Raw genomic sequence first — 17,919 nt, forward strand, 5'->3', positions numbered from 1 at the left:
GCCCTTGGGTTTTCCGGTGGTGCCGGAGGTGTAGAGGATGAACAGGGGGTGCTCGGCGGGGAAGGGCTGTGCTTCGTGCGAAGGCGAAGCGAGAGAAACGGTTTCGTCCCACCACAGATCACGAACCTCGGTCCACGGCACATCCAGACCCGTGCGCCGCACCACCAGCACATGCTCGACCGAGGACGGCACGTCGCCCTTGGCGGCGAGCGCCTCGTCGACGGCCTCCTTGAGCGGTGCGGGCTTGCCGCGCCGCCACTGCCCGTCGGTGGTGATGATCAGCCGGGCCTCGGCGTCGTCGACCCGCTGCCGCAGCGCGCTGGGCGAGAAGCCGGCGAACACCACCGAGTGGGTGAGGCCGAGGCGGGCGCAGGCCAGCATCGACACGATCGCCTCGGGCACCATCGGCATGTAGATCGCGACGCGGTCGCCCGCCTCGAGGCCGAGTTCGGTCAGGTAGTTCGCGGCGCGCGAGACCTCGTCGAGCAGTTCGCGATAGGTGATGTCGCGGGAGTCGCCCGGCTCGCCCTCCCAGTGGATGGCGACCTGATCGCCGTGCCCGTCGACGACGTGCCGGTCGACGCAGTTGTAGGCGACATTGAGCTCGCCGTCGGCGAACCAGCGCGCGACCGGGGCATCGGCCCAGTCCAGCACCTGGGTGAAGGGCTTGTGCCAGTGCAGCCGGTTGGCCTGTTCGGTCCAGAAGCCGTCGCGGTCGGTCTCGCCGCGGTCGTAGAGGGCGGCGCCCGCGTTGGCGGAGGCGGCGAACTCCGCGCTCGGCGGATACGAGTCCTGATGTCCTGCAGCGGTTTCGGTCATGTCGAATCAGCCTCACATGCCTCGTGCGGTCGGGTCGGTCGCGGGGGCTCGCCCCTGCTACCTCGACAGTAGTCAACCCGGGTGCCCCGTCGGGGGCGTTGTATCGGCGAGGTTTCGCGGGCAAGTTCATCCGATGACTTCGCGGACAGACCGGGCGGTCGCGGGCTATCGTTTTAACTCAACCGTTCAGCTGATGGTTCCGAGAATTGTTCATTCTTTTCTGTCGAGCATAAAGCGCATTATGCCACGGGAATCGAACCGGGAGAGAGCGTTGAGATTCATCAAAGCGACTGCGCTGATCGCAGCGGGCCTGGCGGCCACCAGCCTCAGCCTTACTGCGTGCTCGTCCGACGACAGTGCCGACGCGAGCATTGTCACCACCAACGCGGGAGAACCGCAGAATCCGTTGGTGCCGACCAACACCAACGAGAACATGGGTGGTCGCGTCGTCGACCGTTTGTTCGCCGGGCTGAAGTACTACGACGCCACCGGTGAGGCGCACGACGAGATGGCGGAGAAGATCGAAACCGCCGACCGCAAGTCGTACCGGATCACGATCAAGCCGAACTGGAAATTCACCGACGGCACCACGGTGACCGCGAAGTCGTTCGTCGACGCGTGGAACTACGGCGCGCTCGCCTCCAACGCGCAGCTGCAGAGCTACGTGTTCACCCCCATCGTCGGATTCGACGAGGTGAATGCCGAACAGCCCAAGGCGCAGACGATGTCGGGCCTGAAGGTGGTCGACGATCGCACCTTCACCGTCGAGCTGAAATCCCCGTCGATCGATTTCGAGAGCGCGCTCGGCTACGCCCCGTTCTATCCGCTGCCCGATTCCGCCTTCAAGGACATGAAGGCCTTCGGCGAGAACCCGGTCGGCAACGGCCCCTACGCCTTCGAATCGTGGGAACACAATGTCAAGATCGACTTGAAGCCCAACCCGGATTACCCCGGTGGCCGTCCGGCCAAGAACAAGGGCCTGCGGTTCGTCATGTACCAGTCCTACGAGACCGCCTACGCCGATCTGCAGGCGGGCAATCTCGATACCCTCGACACCATTCCCGACAGCGCGCTGACCTCCTACAAGAGTGATCTCGGCGACCGCGCGATCACCAAGCCGACCGCGCAGAATCAGCACATCGGCATCCAGACCACCGTGCCGCATTTCGCCGGTGCGGAAGGCGTGCTGCGCCGCAAGGCGATCTCCATGGCGATCAACCGCCCGCAGATCATCGAGAAGATCTTCAACGGATTGCGCGTTCCCGCCCGCGATTTCACCGCCTCGACGCTGCCCGGTTTCAACGGCAACCTGCCGGGCTCGGAGGTGTTCGACTACAACCCGGACCAGGCCAAGAAGCTGTGGGCGCAGGCCGACGCGATCGCGCCGTGGTCGGGCAAGTACACGATCACCTACAACTCCGACGGCGGCCACCAGGCCTGGATCGAGGCCGTGGCCAACAGCGTCAAGAACACCCTCGGGATCGATGCGGTCGCCAACCCGGTGCCGACGTTCAAGAACGTGCGTGACGCGGTGAACGCCAAGACCATCGGCACGGCCTTCCGCTACGGCTGGCAGGGCGACTACCCCACGATGATGCAGTTCCTGTCCTCGCAGTACTACAGCTACTCCGAGACCAACAATGTCGACTACGACAACCCCGAGGTGGACCGCCTCTTCGACGCGGCCATGGCCGCGTCGACCCAGGAGGAGTCCTACAAGCTGATCGCGCAGGCGCAGACGATCATGATCAGGGACATGGCCGACATCCCGGTGTTCGACTATGTCGCCGCCGCGGGCCGGTCCGACAGGGTGACCAAGGCCGAACTGGCCTGGAACGGTCTGTTCGACTTCGAGAACATCGAGAAATAGGCACTCGGAGCTGGGCCGGGCCACGTCAGGTGGCTCGGCCCCAGTCGTTTTCGGAGGAATGATGGCTTGGTACATACTTCGGCGCCTGCTCCAGATGATCCCGGTCTTCCTAGGCGCGACGCTGCTGATCTACGCGATGGTTTTCCTGATCCCCGGCGACCCGATCGATGCGCTGGCCGGTGAGAAACCACTGACTCCCGCCGCCGAGGCCGCATTGCGCGCCCAATATCACCTCGATCAGCCGTTCATCGTGCAGTATCTGCACTATCTGAAGGGAATTCTCACCCTCGATTTCGGCACCTCGTTCTCGGGCAGGCCGGTGCGCGATGAACTCGCACGCGCCTTTCCGATCACCATCAAACTGGCGTTTCTCGCGGTGCTCATCGAGGGCTTCTTCGGCATCGTGTTCGGCCTGATCGCGGGCCTGCGCAAGGGGAAGCTGTTCGATTCGACGATGCTGATCGCCAGCCTGGTGATCATCGCGCTGCCGGTGTTCGTCGTCGGTTATCTCGCGCAGTACTTCCTCGGCGTGAAATGGGGGATCGCCCCGGTCACCGTCACGGGCAAGGGGAGTATCGGCGAGTTGCTCGTGCCGGCCTTCGTGCTTGGCTCGCTGTCGTTCGCGTATGTGTTGCGGCTGACCCGTAACTCCGTGGCGGAGAACAAATCCGCCGACTATGTGCGCACGGCGACCGCGAAGGGACTCGGCCGCCGCCGGGTGGTGACCGTGCATATCCTGCGGAATTCGATGATCCCGGTGGTCACCTTTCTCGGCGCCGATCTCGGCGCGCTGATGGCGGGCGCCATCGTCACCGAGGGCATCTTCAATATTCCCGGCGTCGGCGGCACCGTGTACCAGGCGATCATCCGCGGCGAGCCGCCGACGGTGGTGTCGTTCGTGACGGTGCTCGTGGTGGTGTTCCTGCTGATGAACCTGATCATCGACCTGCTCTACGCCGCGCTCGACCCGAGGATCCGTTATGCATGAGAGCCAACAGCATTTCGTGGCCCCCGCCGACGAGGTGGAGGTGCTGGCCACCGACCGGGTGGTCGACGCGGGCGCACCGACCAGCATCTGGGGCGACGCGTGGCGGCGGTTGCGCCGCAATCCGGTGTTCCTGGTCGCGGTGGTCCTGATCGTGCTGGTGCTGCTGGTCGTGGTGTGGCCGTCGCTGTTCACCAGCCAGGACCCGAAGCAGTGCTTCGGGGAGTTCGGGATGGACAGCCCACGTCCCGGCCACCCGTTCGGGTTCGACAAGCAGGGCTGCGATGTCTACGCGCGCACGATCTACGGCGCGCGGGCCTCGGTCAGTGTCGGCATCGGAGCGGCGATGCTGTTCCTGCTGGTCGGCGGGGTGCTCGGGGCACTGTCCGGCTTCTTCGGCGGCCTGCTCGACACGATCGTCTCGCGGATCGCCGAGATCTTCTTCGCCATCCCGATGGTGCTGGCGGCGATCGTGCTGTTGCAGCTGCTGCGACCGACGACGGTGCTCACGGTGATCCTGATCCTCGTCGCATTCACCTGGCCGCAGGCTGCCCGCATCGCCCGTGGCGCGGTGATCGAGGCCAAGAACAGCGAATACGTCACCGCTGCCGAGGCTTTGGGTGTGTCGCGGTTGGGCACCTTGGTGCGGCACGTGCTGCCGAACGCGGCAGGCCCGTTGATCGTGGTCGCCACGCTGTGGCTCGGCGTCTTCATCGTCACCGAGGCGACGTTGTCCTTCCTCGGCGTCGGCCTGCCGCCCGACATTGTGTCCTGGGGCGCCGATATCGCCCGCGCGAAGTACGAGATCCGTACCTCGCCGATCCTGTTCTACCCGGCGGCCGCGCTGGCTGTCACCGTGCTGAGCTTCATCCTGCTCGGCGACGCGGTGCGCGACGCGCTCGATCCGAAGGAGCGCACCCGATGAGCGACGACACACCGCTGCTGGAGATCCGCGATCTGGATGTCGGCTTCACCACCGACGGCAAGCCGGTGCCCGCGGTACGCGGGGTGAATCTCACCGTCTTTCCCGGTCAGACCGTCGCCATCGTCGGCGAGTCGGGGTCGGGCAAGTCGACGACCGCGCACGCGATCATCGACCTGCTGCCCGGCACCGGCAAGGTGACCGGCGGGCAGATCCTCTTCGACGGCAAGGACCTCACCAAGGCCTCGGCCAAGGAGATCGTCGCGATCCGTGGCAGCGGCATCGGCCTGGTGCCGCAGGACCCCATGTCGAATCTGAACCCGGTGTGGAAGATCGGCTTCCAGATCAGGGAGACGCTGATCGCCAACGGCATCGCCACCGGTGACGCGGCCCGCGAGCGCGCGGTGGAGCTGCTGGCCGAAGCGGGGATGTCGGATGCGCAGCGGCGGGTGAACCAGTATCCGCACGAGTTCTCCGGCGGCATGCGCCAGCGCGCGCTCATCGCGATGGGGCTCGCGTGCAGGCCGAAACTGCTGATCGCCGACGAACCGACCTCGGCGCTGGACGTCACCGTGCAGCGGCAGATCCTGGGCCACCTCGAACAGCTCACCACCGAGCTGGGCACCGCGGTGCTGCTGATCACCCATGACCTCGGCCTGGCCGCGGAACGGGCCGAGCATCTGGTGGTGATGTATCGCGGCCGGGTCGTGGAATCCGGGCCGGCACTACGGATCCTGCGCGATCCGCAACACGCCTACACCAAGAAGCTGGTCAATTCGGCGCCCTCGCTGGCCGCGCAGCGGATGTCGTCCTCGCGGGAGCGCGCCGCCGTGCGCGCACAGGCCGTCGAGGTGGCCGAGGCCGGAGACTCGATCGGTGACACCGTCCTGGAAGCGCGGAACCTGACCAAGGCGTTCAAGATTCGCGGCAAGCGGCCGTGGCAGTCCACCGACTTCGTTGCCGTCGACGATGTGAGCTTCACCGTCGAACGCGGCACGACCACCGCGATCGTCGGCGAGTCCGGCTCGGGCAAGTCGACCATCGCGCAGATGGTGCTCGCTCTGCTGGAACCGACCTCGGGCACCGTGGCCTTCGACGGCAAGGACGTCGCGAAGCTGGACAGCAAGGGCGCGTTCGCCTTCCGTCGCCGGGTGCAACCGATCTTCCAGAACCCGTACGGCTCGCTCGACCCGATGTACTCGATCTTCCGCACGATCGAGGAGCCGCTGCGGGTGCACAAGATCGGCACCGCCAAGGAGCGGGAGGCGGTGGTGCGCGACCTGCTCGACAAGGTGTCGCTGCCGTCGTCGGTGCTGCGGCGCTATCCCAACGAGCTGTCCGGCGGGCAGCGTCAGCGGGTCGCGATCGCGCGGGCGCTGGCCCTGTCGCCCGAGCTGGTGGTCTGCGACGAGGCGGTCTCGGCGCTCGACGTCCTCGTGCAGGCACAGATCCTCACCCTGCTCAACGATCTGCAAGCCGAGCTGGGGCTGACGTATCTGTTCATCACCCATGACCTGGCCGTCGTCCGGCAGATCGCGGACAACGTGCTGGTCATGCGGGAGGGCAGGGTGGTGGAATCGGCCACGACCGACGAGGTGTTCGCCGCGCCGCGGGAGGACTACACGCGGGCCCTCCTCGAAGCGATCCCCGGACGGGAGTTGCTCACGGGATAACCGCGCCGAATCCACCGCGAAGGCGCAGTTCACCGGCGTACCGTGGACGCGTCCGAGGTGGTGCGGTGGGATCGCAGGGGCAGGAGACGCCGATGGATCGGATCGATGCCGAACGACAGGCCGAGCTGGAATCGCGCAGGCGCCGGGCGCTGACCCCGGCGGCGAAGCGGCTCGCCGAGGTGCCGTGGCCGGACCGCACCTGGCCGCGGATCCGTGGGCTGGACGTGGCCGTCGGGGAGACGGTGTTCGAACGGTAGCCTCGTATGCCGTGACTGATCCGCTGCAGCCCCTGGTCGACCTGCCCGGCGTGCGTGAAGCCGCCGACAAGGCCCGCGACGCGCTCGCCGCGGTGCATCGGCACAGGTCGAACCGGCGCGGCTGGGCGACCACCGCCGCCGAAGCGGCGGTCCGCGCCGCGCGGTCCTCGGCCGCCATCGAAGGCGCGAGCACCGATCTGCCCGTCGACGGGCAGGTCAGCGATCCGGTCCTGGCCGGCGCGCTGCGGGTGGGTCAGGCGCTCGACGGTGACGCGCTGACGAACCTGGTCGGCACCTGGCAGCGCGCGCCGCTGCAGGCGCTGGCCCGGCTGCATCTGCTCGCGGCCGCCGACCTGGTCTCCGACGAACAGGAGCTCGGTCGCCCCCGATCGACCCCCGGTGTCGCCGAACGGCTGGATCTGCTGGTGCAGACCGTCCAGACGAGCAAGGCGCCCGCTCCCGTCATCGCGGCGGTCGTGCACGGTGAGTTGCTGTCCCTGCGGCCGTTCGGCACCGCCGACGGTGTCGTCGCGCGGGCGGCGTCGCGCCTGGTCACGGTGTCGAGCGGACTGGATCCCCGGTGCCTCGGCGTGCCCGAGGTGTTCTGGCTCCGGCGCAGGCAGGCCTACCTCGACGCGGCCGCCGGGTTCGGCATGGGCACCGCCGAGGGTGTCGGCGGCTGGGTGCTGTTCTGCGCGGGTGCGCTCGAAGACGGTGCCCGCGAAGCGAACTCGATCGCCGACGCCGCCGCGGGCTGAGGCTTCCCCACACATCGAAACGGGCGGCGTGCCGATTACTCGGTCTCGCCGCCCGCTAGCACGGAACACCTGGTTACCAAGCGTGCTCGATGGGTTGTGTTCGGTGGCCTCGGCGATCATCCGAACCCCGCCGGTTCATCCCCGCAACCTGTGCGAGGCGTTCGCCGACGACTGCCCGAATTTCGCAGGCCCACAACTCTGCTGCCCTTGTCGCGGCGCGCTCCGCGTGGGTACCTGGCGTCCGTGCTGGGAAGGGTGGGATGGGAGGCGAAGCCTTCTCTTCCGGCTCCGTCTTGGCCTTCCGTCCTTCCGTAACTCCATTCTTACACTGTGATGGCATTCACATCAAGGGTTTCGAAGGCATCACCGGATACGGCTGTTTTCGGCGTGTCGCCTGGCGATTCGTGCTTCTCCGTCGCAGGTCAGCGACGTTTCCGCAGCAGTCGATAACTGATCGCGCCCGCGATGATCGCGCTCAATCCGACCGCCGCCGTTGCCGCGACGGTGGTGCTCGACGGCGCCTGGAATCGCGACCACAGCGACACCGGATTGGAGAAGGTGAGCACCGGCCAGCCGCGCGCGACGGCCTCCTTGCGCAGCGCGCGGTCGGGGTTGACCGCCGTCGGGTGGCCGACCGCGCTCAGCATCGGCAGGTCGGTGATCGAATCGGAGTACGCGTAGCACCTGGACAGGTCGTAACCCTCTGCCGCGGCCAGCTTTTCGATCGCGGCGACCTTGCCTTCGCCGTAGCAGTAGAACTCGATGTCGCCGGTGTACTTGCCGTCCTCGACGACCATCCTGGTCGCCTCGGTGTGCGAAGCGCCGAGTACCTCAGCTATCGGGGTGACGATCTCCTCGCCGGACGCCGAGACGATCACCACGTCGTGTCCGCGGATCTTGTGATCGGCGATCAGATCGGCGGCCTCGGCGTAGATCAGCGGGTCGACGAGATCGTGAAGCGTCTCGGCCACAATGGATTTCACCTGCTCCACATCCCAGCCGGCGCACATGTTGGCGAGGTTTGCCCGCATTCGTTCCATCTGGTCGTGATCGGCCCCCGAAAGCAGGAACAAAAAGTGCGCGTAGCTGCTCTCCAGCACGGCGCGACGGTTGAGCAGACCCTGTGCGTAGAACGGTTTGCTGAACACGAACGCGCTCGACTTCGCGATCACCGTTTTATCGAGATCGAAGAACGCCGCGACGCGTCCGCCGGGCACCGGCGCTCGGCCCGAATGGGCGAGTCTTGTGTCCGGAAGCGGAGTCTGGTCACGTTCGGCCGTCACGTCAACAGGATAGGCACGCCTCGCGCGGAGTGCAGGAGGCGGCCGTCCTGGCCCCTCCGCGGGGTTTGCCCCGGGGACGCCGGAGGCCGCGAATCGCCGAAAGATGGTGGCGAACGCTACTTGCGCCTGCGCCGGGGGATGGGTGTAGTATTGCTGGCACCTGGACATGGTCCAGGCGCGTTCAGCCCGACCCCCCGGGGCTGAACCCGACGGCCCCAGCCTCCTCCCCCCCGGCTGGGGCCGTCCTCTATTTCCGGGTAGGTCGAGAAAGTTCTCCACACCCCCGAGTTATCCACAATCGGCTTTCGCCGTCTTTCCGCTCGCTCGCAATTCCTCCACGCTGAGCTGCATGAACCTCCTCGCCGCACCACCCGCTGTCGGACTGGCTCCCGCGCTGGTACTCGTGGGCGACCATCGCCTGCGCGCCGAAGTGCGCCGGGTCGCGGCGGCCGCCGAACGCGCCACCGACGAGCGGGCCATGCCGGTCGGCAGGCACGCGTGGTCGGGCGCGGGCATGGTGATCCTCGACACGGCGGCCGCTACGGCGGCGGCCGCGGAGGGCTGTCCGCGGCGTCCGGGGATCGTGCTCGTCACCGAGGGGGAACCCGCGGTGCCCGACTGGCAGGCGGCCACCGCGGTCGGCGCCGAGCGGGTCGTCGCGCTGCCTGCCTGTGCGGTCGAACTGGTCGAGCAGTTCGCCGAGCACGCCGAATCCCGGACGGGGGAGGGCGTGGTCGTCGCGGTCGCGGGCGCGGGCGGTGGTGCCGGCGCGTCGACACTCGCCGCCGCCATCGCCTTACGTGCGGCTGCGCGGCGGTCGAGACCCGACACCGTGCTCATCGACGGTGCGCCGCTCGACGGTGGAATCGACCTGGTGCTCGGGATGGAGAATGTCCCCGGGCTGCGCTGGCCGGACCTGGTCATCGAGGACGGCCGGGTCTCCGCGACGGCACTGCACAACGCACTGCCCGCTGCGGCGGCCGGGCTCGCGGTGTTGTCCTGTGGGCGGCACGGCGCGGGGCGATCATCTGCCGAGCTGACGCCCGCCGCTGTCCGTGCTGTCATCGAATCCGGCAGGGCGGCAGGCGATCTGGTCGTCTGCGATGTGTCCGCGGAGCGCGGCCCCGCGGCCGATGCGATGGTCGACGCCGCTGATCTCGTTGTCCTGGTCGTCCCCGCCCGGCTGCGCGCTGTCGCTGCCGCCGAGGTGGTGGCGGCCTATCTCGGTGAGCGAAATCCCAACCGGGGCCTGGTTGTTCGCGGCCCGGCGCCGGGCGGGTTGCGTGGTGCGGAAGTGGCCGAGGTGCTCGGGCTGCCGCTGTTGGCCGCGGTGCGCGGGCAGTCAGGGCTGGCGGCGCGACTCGAACGCGGTGGGCTGAGCGTGCGCAGGCGCGGGCCGCTGCGCGACGCGGCCGACGCGGTGCTGTCGATGGTGGGTGCGCGATGACCACGTTCGTCACCGTCGACCTGCTCGAACGGGTCCGCGAACGGCTCGCCGAGCACGCGGGCGTGCCCGATGCGGCGCAGCTGGCCGCCGCGATCCGGGCCGAAGCCGGTGGCGTGCTCGCCGACACCGACCTGCTGCGGGCGCTGCGCCTGCTGCAGACCGAGATGACCGGGGCGGGTCTGCTCGAGCCGCTACTGCACGATCCCGCGGTCGCCGATGTGCTCGTCACCGGCCCCGACTCGGTGTGGATCGACCGTGGTCACGGCCTCGAACAGACCGACGTCCGCTTCGCCGACGAGGCCGCGGTCCGCAGGCTCGCCCAGCGACTCGCTCTCGCCGCCGGACGCAGGCTCGACGACGCCCAACCCTGGGTCGACGGCAAGCTCATCGGCACCGAGGCCACACTCGGCGATGCGTTCGGTGTCCGCCTGCACGCGGTCCTCGCGCCGGTCGCCCACGACGGGACCTGCCTGTCCCTGCGCGTGCTCCGCCCGGCCACCCAGGGCCTGGTCGCCCTGGCTGCCGCCGGCTCGGTGCCTCCCGCGGCACTCCGACTGCTGACCGACATAGTCCGCGCCCGGCTGGCCTTCCTCGTCGTCGGTGGTACCGGCGCAGGCAAGACCACCCTGCTGTCCGCGCTCCTCGCCGCCGTAGACCCGGCCGAACGGATCATCTGCGTCGAGGACGCGGCCGAACTCGCCCCCGTTCATCCCCATGTGGTGCGGCTGGTCGCACGCACCGCCAACGTCGAGGGCGTCGGCGCGGTCACCGTGCGCGACCTGGTCCGCCAGGCACTGCGCATGCGTCCCGACCGCATCGTCGTCGGCGAGGTCCGCGGCGCCGAGGTCGTCGACCTGCTCACCGCCCTCAACACCGGCCACGACGGCGGCGCGGGCACCGTCCACGCCAACTCCCCCCAGGAAGTCCCCGCCCGCCTCGAAGCCCTCGCCGCCCTCGGCGGCATGGACCGTGCCGCCCTGCACAGCCAACTCGCCGCCGCCGTCCAAGTGGTCCTCCACGTCCACCGCCGAGCCGACGGCACCCGCGGCCTCCGCGAGATCGGCCTCCTCGAACGCGACGGTGCCGGCATCCGAATCACCCCCGCCTGGCGCTCCGACAGCATGTCCACCCCCGGCGCCACCGAACTGAAGCGACTGATCGAGGTGCGACTCGGATGAAAACCACCGGTGCGGGCGCATGGCCGATCCGCGGAGAAGGTGCATTCCCGCGGGCCGACGCTCGAGGCTCGTCGAAGCGCCGCACACCGGCAGGATCGCGCGGGGGTGCCGGTGTATGGCCGGTCGGCGGAAATCGTGCGTCCACGCAACTAGGTGACAGGGGCCTTGCGCGGAGCCTCGGCGCTGGGTCGCGTGACCGGGCTGCTTGCGTGTGGCCGATCAGCCGAGATGGCGAGTCACCGCGGGCGGGCGACCGGTACACGACGCGGAACCGTGCACCGGCAGCGCAGCCTGCCGTGGGTACCGGAGTGATGCCGGGCGGCGGAGACGGCGCGTCGCCGCAGGACGGTTACGGGCGCACGGCTCAGATCCGCACAGTGGCAGGATCGCCCGGTGCCGGTGCCGGTGCCGGTGGCGGTGCGGGTGCGGGTGGGATTCGATCGGATCGGCTGCGCAGCTGGTTGGCACGGGTGGTTCGGGTGGCGACCGGGGCGCGACTGCGATCAAGGTTGGCGAGCGATGGTCGACGGTCGGGTGGCAGACGAAGGCAATCGTCATGGGTGGGATCGAGCGAGTGCGCTTGCACTGTGGCGCCCGCCGAGAGGAGCTCGCGAGTCGGGGAGGCGCCGTTCAGCAGCGCGGTGCCGGTGTCGTTCTTCGGCACGGCGGGCGACGCGCCGGATCGTATGGGAGGTTCCGGTTTCGATGTGGCGTTCGCTGCTGTGGATGCGGCGCTACCCAGTGACCTTGCGCTCGTGGCGGAATCGGTCCTGACCGCGGCGCCGGCGGCTTCCCGTCCACGGACAGTGGTGCCGACTCCCACATCGGCAGCCGCTCCGGAATCAGCGCGAAACATACTGAGGCGCACCACTACTAGACGGCACGGGAGTGGCGATGGAGATCGGACTGCTCTGTTGCGCGGTGGCGGTGCTGATGCTTCCCGCTACGGGCGATCGGCGGCGCTTTCGGCGGCTGTTCGATGCGGGCGGTGCGCGTGCGGCGAGACGGATGCCTGTGGAGTGGTGTGCAGGAATCGGACTGGCGTGCATGGCTTTCGCGTTCGGGATCGGGACGGGACTGGCGGCACTCATGGTGGGCGTCACCGTCGCGGTGCGGAATCGGCGCCGTCGTGGTGAGCGGGCCCGTCGCGCGGAGTGCGGTCACCTGTTGGCGGGGCTCGAGGCCGTCGTCGGCGAACTTCGGGTGGGGGCGCATCCGAGCGCGGCGGCGGAGGCCGCGGCAGCCGAGTCGCGGGGCGAAGCCGCACGGGTACTCGGGGTCAGCGCGGGCCGCAGCAGGCTCGGCGGATCCGGTGCCGACGGCTGGCTCCACCCGGATTCGATTGTCGCCGAGGAGTTGTCGAGGATCGCCGTCGCCTGGCGGGTGGCCGAAGAACACGGCCTCGCCCTGGCCGAGCTGCTGGCCGCGGCCCGCACCGACCTCCTGGGCCGCATCCGCTTCCGCGACCGAACCGAAGCCGCTCTCGCGGGAGCCCGCGCCTCGGCCACCGTCTTGGCCGGCCTTCCACTAGTAGGCATCGGCCTCGGCCAGCTGATGGGCGCAGCTCCCCTGACAGTGCTCTTCGGCTCATCCGCCGGCGAATTTCTCCTACCGCTCGGCGCAGCCCTCGCCTGCTGTGGATTGCTGTGGACAGATGTGATCACCCGCCGCGGAACGGCCTGAACCGGTGGGCATCCGATTGCACCCCCGGCCTGCACGCTGCCGGCCACGCTGTGCACAACCCCGGTGGGACGGGGTCGAGACGGGACACACGGTCGAGCTATGGCTGCGATCGGCTGGTCCGCCGCCTCGGCCTGCACGCTGCCGGCCACGCTGTGCGCAACCCGTGGGACAGGGGCCGAGCTGGCACACACGGCCCAGCTGTGGCTCCGGACGACCGTGCCACGGCGCTGTTGCAAGGCAGCTCGCAGCCTTGGTGTGCGACGCGAAATGCCGATCGCAGAGCCGTGATCGGGGATGGCAACAAGGTCGAGGCGTATCCGGCACGCCAGACTCCGCCAAGTACTGACCGCGAAGCTGCAGGTGAGCACGGCGGAGACGGGTTGGGCTCGACACGCAGGACACCCGAGGCGAACGTCGTTGCGGCACATGTCGACCAGGTCGCTCGCGGGAAGCCTGGGGACCAGGTCGCCGGAGTCGCCGGGCTCGTTACGTAGGTCGCTCGAGCTGAACATCGGTGCGGCACAGGTAGGCCAGGCGGCCCGTGAGTGGCTCGCGGACCAGGCCGCCGGAGCGGTCCACGCCCTTCGCGTTTTCCGGTCTGCGCGGACGCTTCAGATTCGGCGATGGAGAGCGCCATGCACTGCACGCCAGCGAGATCGGCGCCGGGGTTCGAAGATCTGGATCGATCGAAACGTCATGGGGAGGGATTGCTGTGCAGGACATGGTGGGTGCGCCGTCGCCTGTCGCGCTGCTGGTCGTGGCGATGGCCGTTGTGGTGTTGCCGGGGCGGGTGGCGGTGAGTCGGCGGATGCGGGCGCTGGGCCGGTCGCCGACGGCCACGGCGAAGGCAGGGAGTGGGTCGGCGAAGGCGGATCCGCTCGGGTCGGCATCGGCGTTCGATCTGCTGGCCGCTTGTCTGCGGGCTGGGCTGCCGATGGCCGCGGCCGCGCGGGCAAGTGCGGGGACGGCGCCGCCGGTGTTGCGGGCCTCGCTGCTGCGGGCCGCCGATCTGCTGGCGCTCGGCGCTGACGCGGCGACGGCGTGGGAGCGTGCCGCGGCGGATGCGGTCGGGTCGGCGGGCGCCGAGGAGGTCGAGTCGCTGGCCAGGATGGCGCGGCGCTCGGCCCGCTCGGGTTCCTCATTGGCCGCGGCCGTCGGCGAACTGGCGGACCAGCGTCGGGAAGCCGTGGAAGACGCGGCCGTCGCGCGCGCCGAACGCGCCGGCGTGCTGATCGGTGGGCCACTCGGCCTGTGCTTCCTGCCCGCCTTCGTGTGCCTCGGCATCGTCCCGGTCGTGATCGGCCTGGCGGATCGGGTCCTCGGCGACGGCGGACTGCTGTGACCGGCCTCGGCGAGGCAGGCGAATCGTCACCGCGCGGATCGGCCGCGTGGTGTGGAAGGAGAGGGGATCACGATGACGTTCGTACGCGCCGTATATATAGGGGCGAAGACGCGGATCACGCGCTTGCTGATCGACGACGACGGCATGTCCACCGCGGAGTACGCGATCGGCACCATCGCGGCCGCGGCGTTCGGTGCGGTGCTCTACGGGGTGGTGACGGGCGACAGCATTGTCAACGCGCTGACCCAGATCATCGACAAGGCACTCAACACGAGCGTGTAAAGCTGTGCGGCGCAGGTCGTCTCGCTGACGACGCGGGTGCGGTGACGGTCGAGGCCGCCATCGCCCTCGCCGCACTGGTGTGTGCGGTGGTGCTGTGCATCGGTGCGCTGCTGGCCGCGTCGACCCAGGTGCGCTGCGTCGACGCGGCTCGCGAGGCGGCCCGGTTGGCCGCTCGGGGCGACACGGCGCACGCGGTGGCAGCGGCCAAGACCATCGCGCCATCCGGCGCAGTGGTCGATGTTCGCAGCGAGGGCGATCGGGTGGTGGCCGCCGTCGCCGCGGGCACACCGCTGCTTCCCGGACTCAGGTTGCGTGCCGAGGCGGTCGCGATCGCCGAGCCCGGGGTCGGTCGATGATCGGCTCGGTGGCGCGGCGGCTCGCCCGGGACGCAGGCGGTGCGACGGCGTTCGCGTGCTTGGCGTTGGCCGGGCTGATCGCGCTGACCATGGTGATCGGTCAGGTGGGTGTCGTCGTGGTCGCCCGGCATCGGGCACAGGCCGCGGCCGACCGCGGCGCGCTTGGCGCCGCGAGTGTGTTGGCCGAAGGGGCGGAGGCGGCGTGCGCTGAAGCCGTGGAGGTCGCGCGGCGGATGGGCGAGCGGGTGCGACGGTGCACGGTGGCGCAGTGGGACGTCGTGGTCGCGGTGGAGGCGAATGCGTCATTCGGAGTGTTCGGTGTGCGCACTGTCTCCGCTGCTGCTCGCGCGGGTCCGGTGGCGGATAGTGCGTGACGCAGAAGTGTTATCACTGGTCGGTGGATGTTCCGCGCCGAACTAATACGGAATTCATTGGAACTCATTCTCCGAATTTCCTTGAACATTGTTTTAGGAGGAGAGAACTAAATGAAAACAATGATGTGGCCAACTCGTATGCCCCGTTGGCAATGAGTCAGTTAACAGAAGAGTCGTCCTTTTTATTCACGGGGCAGCCGGTCGCGGACCCGTCGGTGCTGGTCAACGCAAATATGGTCGAGCGACCAACATTCTCGCAGTGAGGTGTAGCGCCGGACACGTCACCGCCGCTGCGGCATCACGGAACAGGCGCCGGGCTCGGCTGGGCACGCAACTCGCCCAGAACGGCGACCAGAAGCCGGCCTGCGGCGTCCTTGTCCAGGGGGTTGTTCCCGTTTCCGCACTTGGGTGACTGCACGCACGAGGGACAGCCGTCCTGGCACCCACAGCTGCGGATGACGCTGAGAGTGGCAGCCAGCCATTCCGCGAGCTGGGCGAAACCGCGCTCGGCGAACCCAGCGCCTCCTGGCTGGCCGTCGTAGACGAACACGGTCGGCGCGCCGGTGTCGGGATGCTCGGCGATGGAGACGCCGCCGATGTCCCAGCGGTCGCACCCGGCGACCAGGGGCAGCATGCCGATCGCGGCGTGTTCGGCGGCATGTAGAGCACCGGGGAGCTCGTCTTCGGAGATTCCCGCGGCGGCGAGCAGCCGGGGCGTGACGGTGTAGAGGACGGCCTTGGTGTGCAGGGTCTGGGCGGGCAGGTCGAGTTCGACCTGGTCGAGCACCTCGCCGGTGACCAGGGTGCGCAGGTAGCCGACGACCTGGTTGGTGACCGCGACCTGCGCGGATGCGGTGGTGACGGCCCCGAAGACGCGCTCCTCGGTCACCGCTTCGATGGTGATCGAAGTGACCTGACGGGCGCTGGTGGTGAAGCCGGGGTCCACCTCGTTGACGAAGGCGACGCCGCCGTCGAGGTCGAGTTCGTCGACCAGATAGGTCTCGCCCTGATGCAGGTGCACGGCTCCTTCGTGCAGGGTGGCGGGCGCCCGGCCCGCGTCGGCTGTGCCGAGCAGCCGTCCGGATTCGGCGTCGACGATGGCGACCGGCGTTCCGAGCCCGCCACGCACGTCGACGGCGTCGTGGGGATGGGTGTGGGCGGTGACGTGCCAGCGTGCGGGTGCACCGCGCGTGCCCGGCCTGCGCCGGATCAGGCCTTGTCCGGCCAGGTCGGCGAGTACTTCGCCGGCCCGGAGCTCGCTCACCTCGTCGTCGGTGAGCGGCAGTTCCATGGCGGCGCAAAGCAGCTGCGGCCCCAGCACATAGGGGTTGTAGGGGTCGGTGATGGTGGCCTCGATCGGCCGGTCGAGCAGCGCGGCGGGGTGGTGCACCAGGTAGGTGTCGAGCGGATCGTCGGTCGCCACCAGCACGACGAGCGCGCCCTGTAGCCGTCTGCCCGCACGCCCGGCCTGCTGCCAGAAGGACGCGACCGTGCCAGGGAAACCGGCGATGACCACGGCGTCGAGACCGGCGATGTCGACGCCGAGTTCGAGGGCATTGGTGCTGGCCGCGCCGAGCAGCGTGCCCTCCGACAGCGACTGTTCGAGCTCCCTGCGGTCCTCCGCCAGGTACCCCGCGCGGTAGGCGGCAACCCGTTCCTGCAGCTCAGGTGCTCTTTCGGCGAGCACGCGGCGGGCATCGAGCGCGATCAGTTCGGCCCCGCGCCGGGAGCGGACGAAGGTCAGCGTGCGTGCGCCCTCGGCCACCAGACCGGCCATGATCTTGGCCGCCTCCCCGGTCGCGGTGCGGCGGACGGGCGCGCCGTTCTCCCCGGTCAGCGCCGCGCTGAGCGGCGGCTCCCACAGCGCGACGGTTCTTGCGCCGCGGGGTGACGCGTCCGCGGTGACCGCGGTGACCGGTGCGCCGATCAGCCTGCTCGCCGAGGCCGCGGGGTCGGCGCTGGTGGCCGAGCAGAGGATGAACACCGGGTCGGCGCCGTAGAACGCGGCGAGTCTGCGCAGCCTGCGCAGCACGAGGGCGACGTGCGATCCGAACACGCCCCGGTAGGAGTGGCATTCGTCGACCACCACATAGCGAAGGTTGCGCAGCACCCGCGCCCAGCGCTGATGCGACCGCAGCATCCCGACGTGCAGCATGTCGGGATTGGTGAATATCCAGCGCGCATTTGCCCGCACCCACTGCCTGACCTCGGCGGGAGTGTCGCCGTCATAGGTGGCCGGATGGGCCTCACGCAGGGGATTGTCGTGGATCAGCCCGCCGACGGCGCGCAACTGATCGGCGCCGAGCGCCTTGGTGGGGGACAGGTACAGCGCGGTCGCGCGCTGATCCTCGTGCAGGGCGGTGAGCACCGGCAATTGGTAGCCAAGGGATTTGCCGGACGCGGTCCCGGTGCTCACGACGACGTGCGTCCCGGCGACCGCGAGGCCCGCCGTCGAGGTCTGGTGCTCCCACGGTCGCTCGATCCCCGTCGCGCCCAGGGCTGTGACCAGTTCCGATGGCACCCACGCCGGCCACTCTGTGGTGCGCGCTCGCTGGGCGGGGAGCTCGGCGACATGGGTCAACGGGTTGCCGCCTGCGGCCGCCTCTGTCAGGACACGATTCAGCAACGATCGACCGTAGCTCTCGCTCGCTACCGGCGATCGGACCTCGGTCCGCTCGGTCGGATTCATC

The 17,919-nt window shown here is 69.1% G+C and carries 16 protein-coding genes; 13 read left to right on the top strand and 3 right to left on the bottom strand.

What is annotated here, in order from left to right:
- Positions 1-819, bottom strand: an 819-nt coding sequence (locus ACFWF2_RS17060; RefSeq protein WP_379308388.1) for an AMP-binding protein, incomplete at its 3' end; no start/stop codon positions are given.
- A gap of 241 nt (positions 820-1,060) precedes the next feature.
- Here ACFWF2_RS17060 and ACFWF2_RS17065 point away from each other — a divergent pair.
- The 6 genes from ACFWF2_RS17065 (at position 1,061) to ACFWF2_RS17090 (ending at position 7,284) form a co-directional block, all read left to right on the top strand.
- Positions 1,061-2,689, top strand: coding sequence for an ABC transporter substrate-binding protein (locus ACFWF2_RS17065; RefSeq protein WP_379308389.1), 1,629 nt, complete (start codon positions 1,061-1,063; stop codon positions 2,687-2,689).
- A gap of 61 nt (positions 2,690-2,750) precedes the next feature.
- Complete coding sequence (locus ACFWF2_RS17070) at positions 2,751-3,677, top strand: ABC transporter permease (protein WP_379308390.1); 927 nt, start codon at positions 2,751-2,753, stop codon at positions 3,675-3,677.
- A complete protein-coding gene (locus tag ACFWF2_RS17075) occupies positions 3,670-4,599 on the top strand; it encodes an ABC transporter permease (RefSeq protein WP_379308391.1) in 930 nt (309 codons plus the stop codon). Before ACFWF2_RS17070 ends, ACFWF2_RS17075 begins: the two co-directional genes overlap by 8 nt.
- The gene (locus tag ACFWF2_RS17080) at positions 4,596-6,269 is read left to right on the top strand and encodes an ABC transporter ATP-binding protein (RefSeq protein ID WP_379308392.1); all 1,674 of its coding nucleotides are present in this window, start codon (positions 4,596-4,598) and stop codon (positions 6,267-6,269) included. The genes ACFWF2_RS17075 and ACFWF2_RS17080 overlap by 4 nt, the downstream gene beginning before the upstream one ends.
- A gap of 92 nt (positions 6,270-6,361) precedes the next feature.
- The gene (locus ACFWF2_RS17085) at positions 6,362-6,526 is read left to right on the top strand and encodes a hypothetical protein (RefSeq protein ID WP_379078752.1); all 165 of its coding nucleotides are present in this window, start codon (positions 6,362-6,364) and stop codon (positions 6,524-6,526) included.
- Between the two features lie 11 nt (positions 6,527-6,537).
- Positions 6,538-7,284: an oxidoreductase gene (locus ACFWF2_RS17090; RefSeq protein ID WP_379308393.1), complete on the top strand. Its 747-nt coding sequence runs from the start codon at positions 6,538-6,540 to the stop codon at positions 7,282-7,284.
- 422 nt (positions 7,285-7,706) lie between these two features.
- Here the strand turns inward: ACFWF2_RS17090 and ACFWF2_RS17095 are convergent, their stop codons facing one another.
- Positions 7,707-8,501, bottom strand: coding sequence for an HAD family hydrolase (locus ACFWF2_RS17095; protein ID WP_379308426.1), 795 nt, complete (start codon positions 8,499-8,501; stop codon positions 7,707-7,709).
- A 415-nt stretch (positions 8,502-8,916) separates the two neighbouring features.
- On the opposite strand from ACFWF2_RS17095, the gene ssd reads away from it, so the two are divergent.
- The 7 genes from ssd to ACFWF2_RS17130 all read left to right on the top strand — a co-directional run bounded on the left by ssd (position 8,917) and on the right by ACFWF2_RS17130 (position 15,229).
- Positions 8,917-10,014, top strand: a complete 1,098-nt coding sequence (gene ssd / locus ACFWF2_RS17100; protein WP_379308394.1) for a septum site-determining protein Ssd — start codon at positions 8,917-8,919, stop codon at positions 10,012-10,014.
- The gene (locus ACFWF2_RS17105; RefSeq protein ID WP_379308395.1) at positions 10,011-11,192 is read left to right on the top strand and encodes a TadA family conjugal transfer-associated ATPase; all 1,182 of its coding nucleotides are present in this window, start codon (positions 10,011-10,013) and stop codon (positions 11,190-11,192) included. Before ssd ends, ACFWF2_RS17105 begins: the two co-directional genes overlap by 4 nt.
- A 1,047-nt stretch (positions 11,193-12,239) precedes the next feature.
- On the top strand, positions 12,240-12,875 hold the full coding sequence (locus ACFWF2_RS17110; protein ID WP_379308396.1) for a type II secretion system F family protein: 636 nt from the start codon (positions 12,240-12,242) through the stop codon (positions 12,873-12,875).
- A 721-nt stretch (positions 12,876-13,596) separates the two neighbouring features.
- Positions 13,597-14,217 carry a type II secretion system F family protein gene (locus ACFWF2_RS17115; RefSeq protein ID WP_379308427.1) on the top strand — a complete coding sequence of 207 codons (621 nt, stop codon included), beginning with the start codon at positions 13,597-13,599 and terminating at the stop codon, positions 14,215-14,217.
- A gap of 72 nt (positions 14,218-14,289) precedes the next feature.
- On the top strand, positions 14,290-14,499 hold the full coding sequence (locus ACFWF2_RS17120) for a DUF4244 domain-containing protein (RefSeq protein ID WP_189031156.1): 210 nt from the start codon (positions 14,290-14,292) through the stop codon (positions 14,497-14,499).
- Between the two features lie 41 nt (positions 14,500-14,540).
- Entirely contained in the window at positions 14,541-14,855 is a 315-nt protein-coding gene (locus ACFWF2_RS17125) for a TadE family type IV pilus minor pilin (RefSeq protein ID WP_379308397.1), read from the top strand.
- A complete protein-coding gene (locus ACFWF2_RS17130) occupies positions 14,852-15,229 on the top strand; it encodes an Rv3654c family TadE-like protein (protein ID WP_379308398.1) in 378 nt (125 codons plus the stop codon). The genes ACFWF2_RS17125 and ACFWF2_RS17130 overlap by 4 nt, the downstream gene beginning before the upstream one ends.
- Before the next feature lie 298 nt (positions 15,230-15,527).
- Here the strand turns inward: ACFWF2_RS17130 and ACFWF2_RS17135 are convergent, their stop codons facing one another.
- Positions 15,528-17,918, bottom strand: a complete 2,391-nt coding sequence (locus ACFWF2_RS17135; protein ID WP_379308399.1) for a DEAD/DEAH box helicase — start codon at positions 17,916-17,918, stop codon at positions 15,528-15,530.
- Between the last annotated feature and the right edge of the window lies 1 nt (position 17,919).

Source organism: Nocardia sp. NPDC060259, from assembly GCF_042728775.1.
In the GTDB taxonomy this organism is placed as follows: domain Bacteria; phylum Actinomycetota; class Actinomycetes; order Mycobacteriales; family Mycobacteriaceae; genus Nocardia.

What these genes read in the sequence shown, in the direction of transcription:
- ACFWF2_RS17065 (WP_379308389.1), top strand. Translation starts at nt 1,061, where the DNA reads ATGCCACGGGAATCGAACCGGGAGAGAGCGTTGAGATTCATCAAAGCG.
- ACFWF2_RS17070 (WP_379308390.1), top strand. Translation starts at nt 2,751, where the DNA reads ATGGCTTGGTACATACTTCGGCGCCTGCTCCAGATGATCCCGGTCTTC.
- ACFWF2_RS17075 (WP_379308391.1), top strand. Translation starts at nt 3,670, where the DNA reads ATGCATGAGAGCCAACAGCATTTCGTGGCCCCCGCCGACGAGGTGGAG.
- ACFWF2_RS17080 (WP_379308392.1), top strand. Translation starts at nt 4,596, where the DNA reads ATGAGCGACGACACACCGCTGCTGGAGATCCGCGATCTGGATGTCGGC.
- ACFWF2_RS17085 (WP_379078752.1), top strand. Translation starts at nt 6,362, where the DNA reads ATGGATCGGATCGATGCCGAACGACAGGCCGAGCTGGAATCGCGCAGG.
- ssd (WP_379308394.1), top strand. Translation starts at nt 8,917, where the DNA reads ATGAACCTCCTCGCCGCACCACCCGCTGTCGGACTGGCTCCCGCGCTG.
- ACFWF2_RS17105 (WP_379308395.1), top strand. Translation starts at nt 10,011, where the DNA reads ATGACCACGTTCGTCACCGTCGACCTGCTCGAACGGGTCCGCGAACGG.
- ACFWF2_RS17110 (WP_379308396.1), top strand. Translation starts at nt 12,240, where the DNA reads ATGGCTTTCGCGTTCGGGATCGGGACGGGACTGGCGGCACTCATGGTG.
- ACFWF2_RS17115 (WP_379308427.1), top strand. Translation starts at nt 13,597, where the DNA reads ATGGTGGGTGCGCCGTCGCCTGTCGCGCTGCTGGTCGTGGCGATGGCC.
- ACFWF2_RS17120 (WP_189031156.1), top strand. Translation starts at nt 14,290, where the DNA reads ATGACGTTCGTACGCGCCGTATATATAGGGGCGAAGACGCGGATCACG.
- ACFWF2_RS17130 (WP_379308398.1), top strand. Translation starts at nt 14,852, where the DNA reads ATGATCGGCTCGGTGGCGCGGCGGCTCGCCCGGGACGCAGGCGGTGCG.
- ACFWF2_RS17135 (WP_379308399.1), bottom strand. Translation starts at nt 17,918, where the DNA reads ATGAATCCGACCGAGCGGACCGAGGTCCGATCGCCGGTAGCGAGCGAG.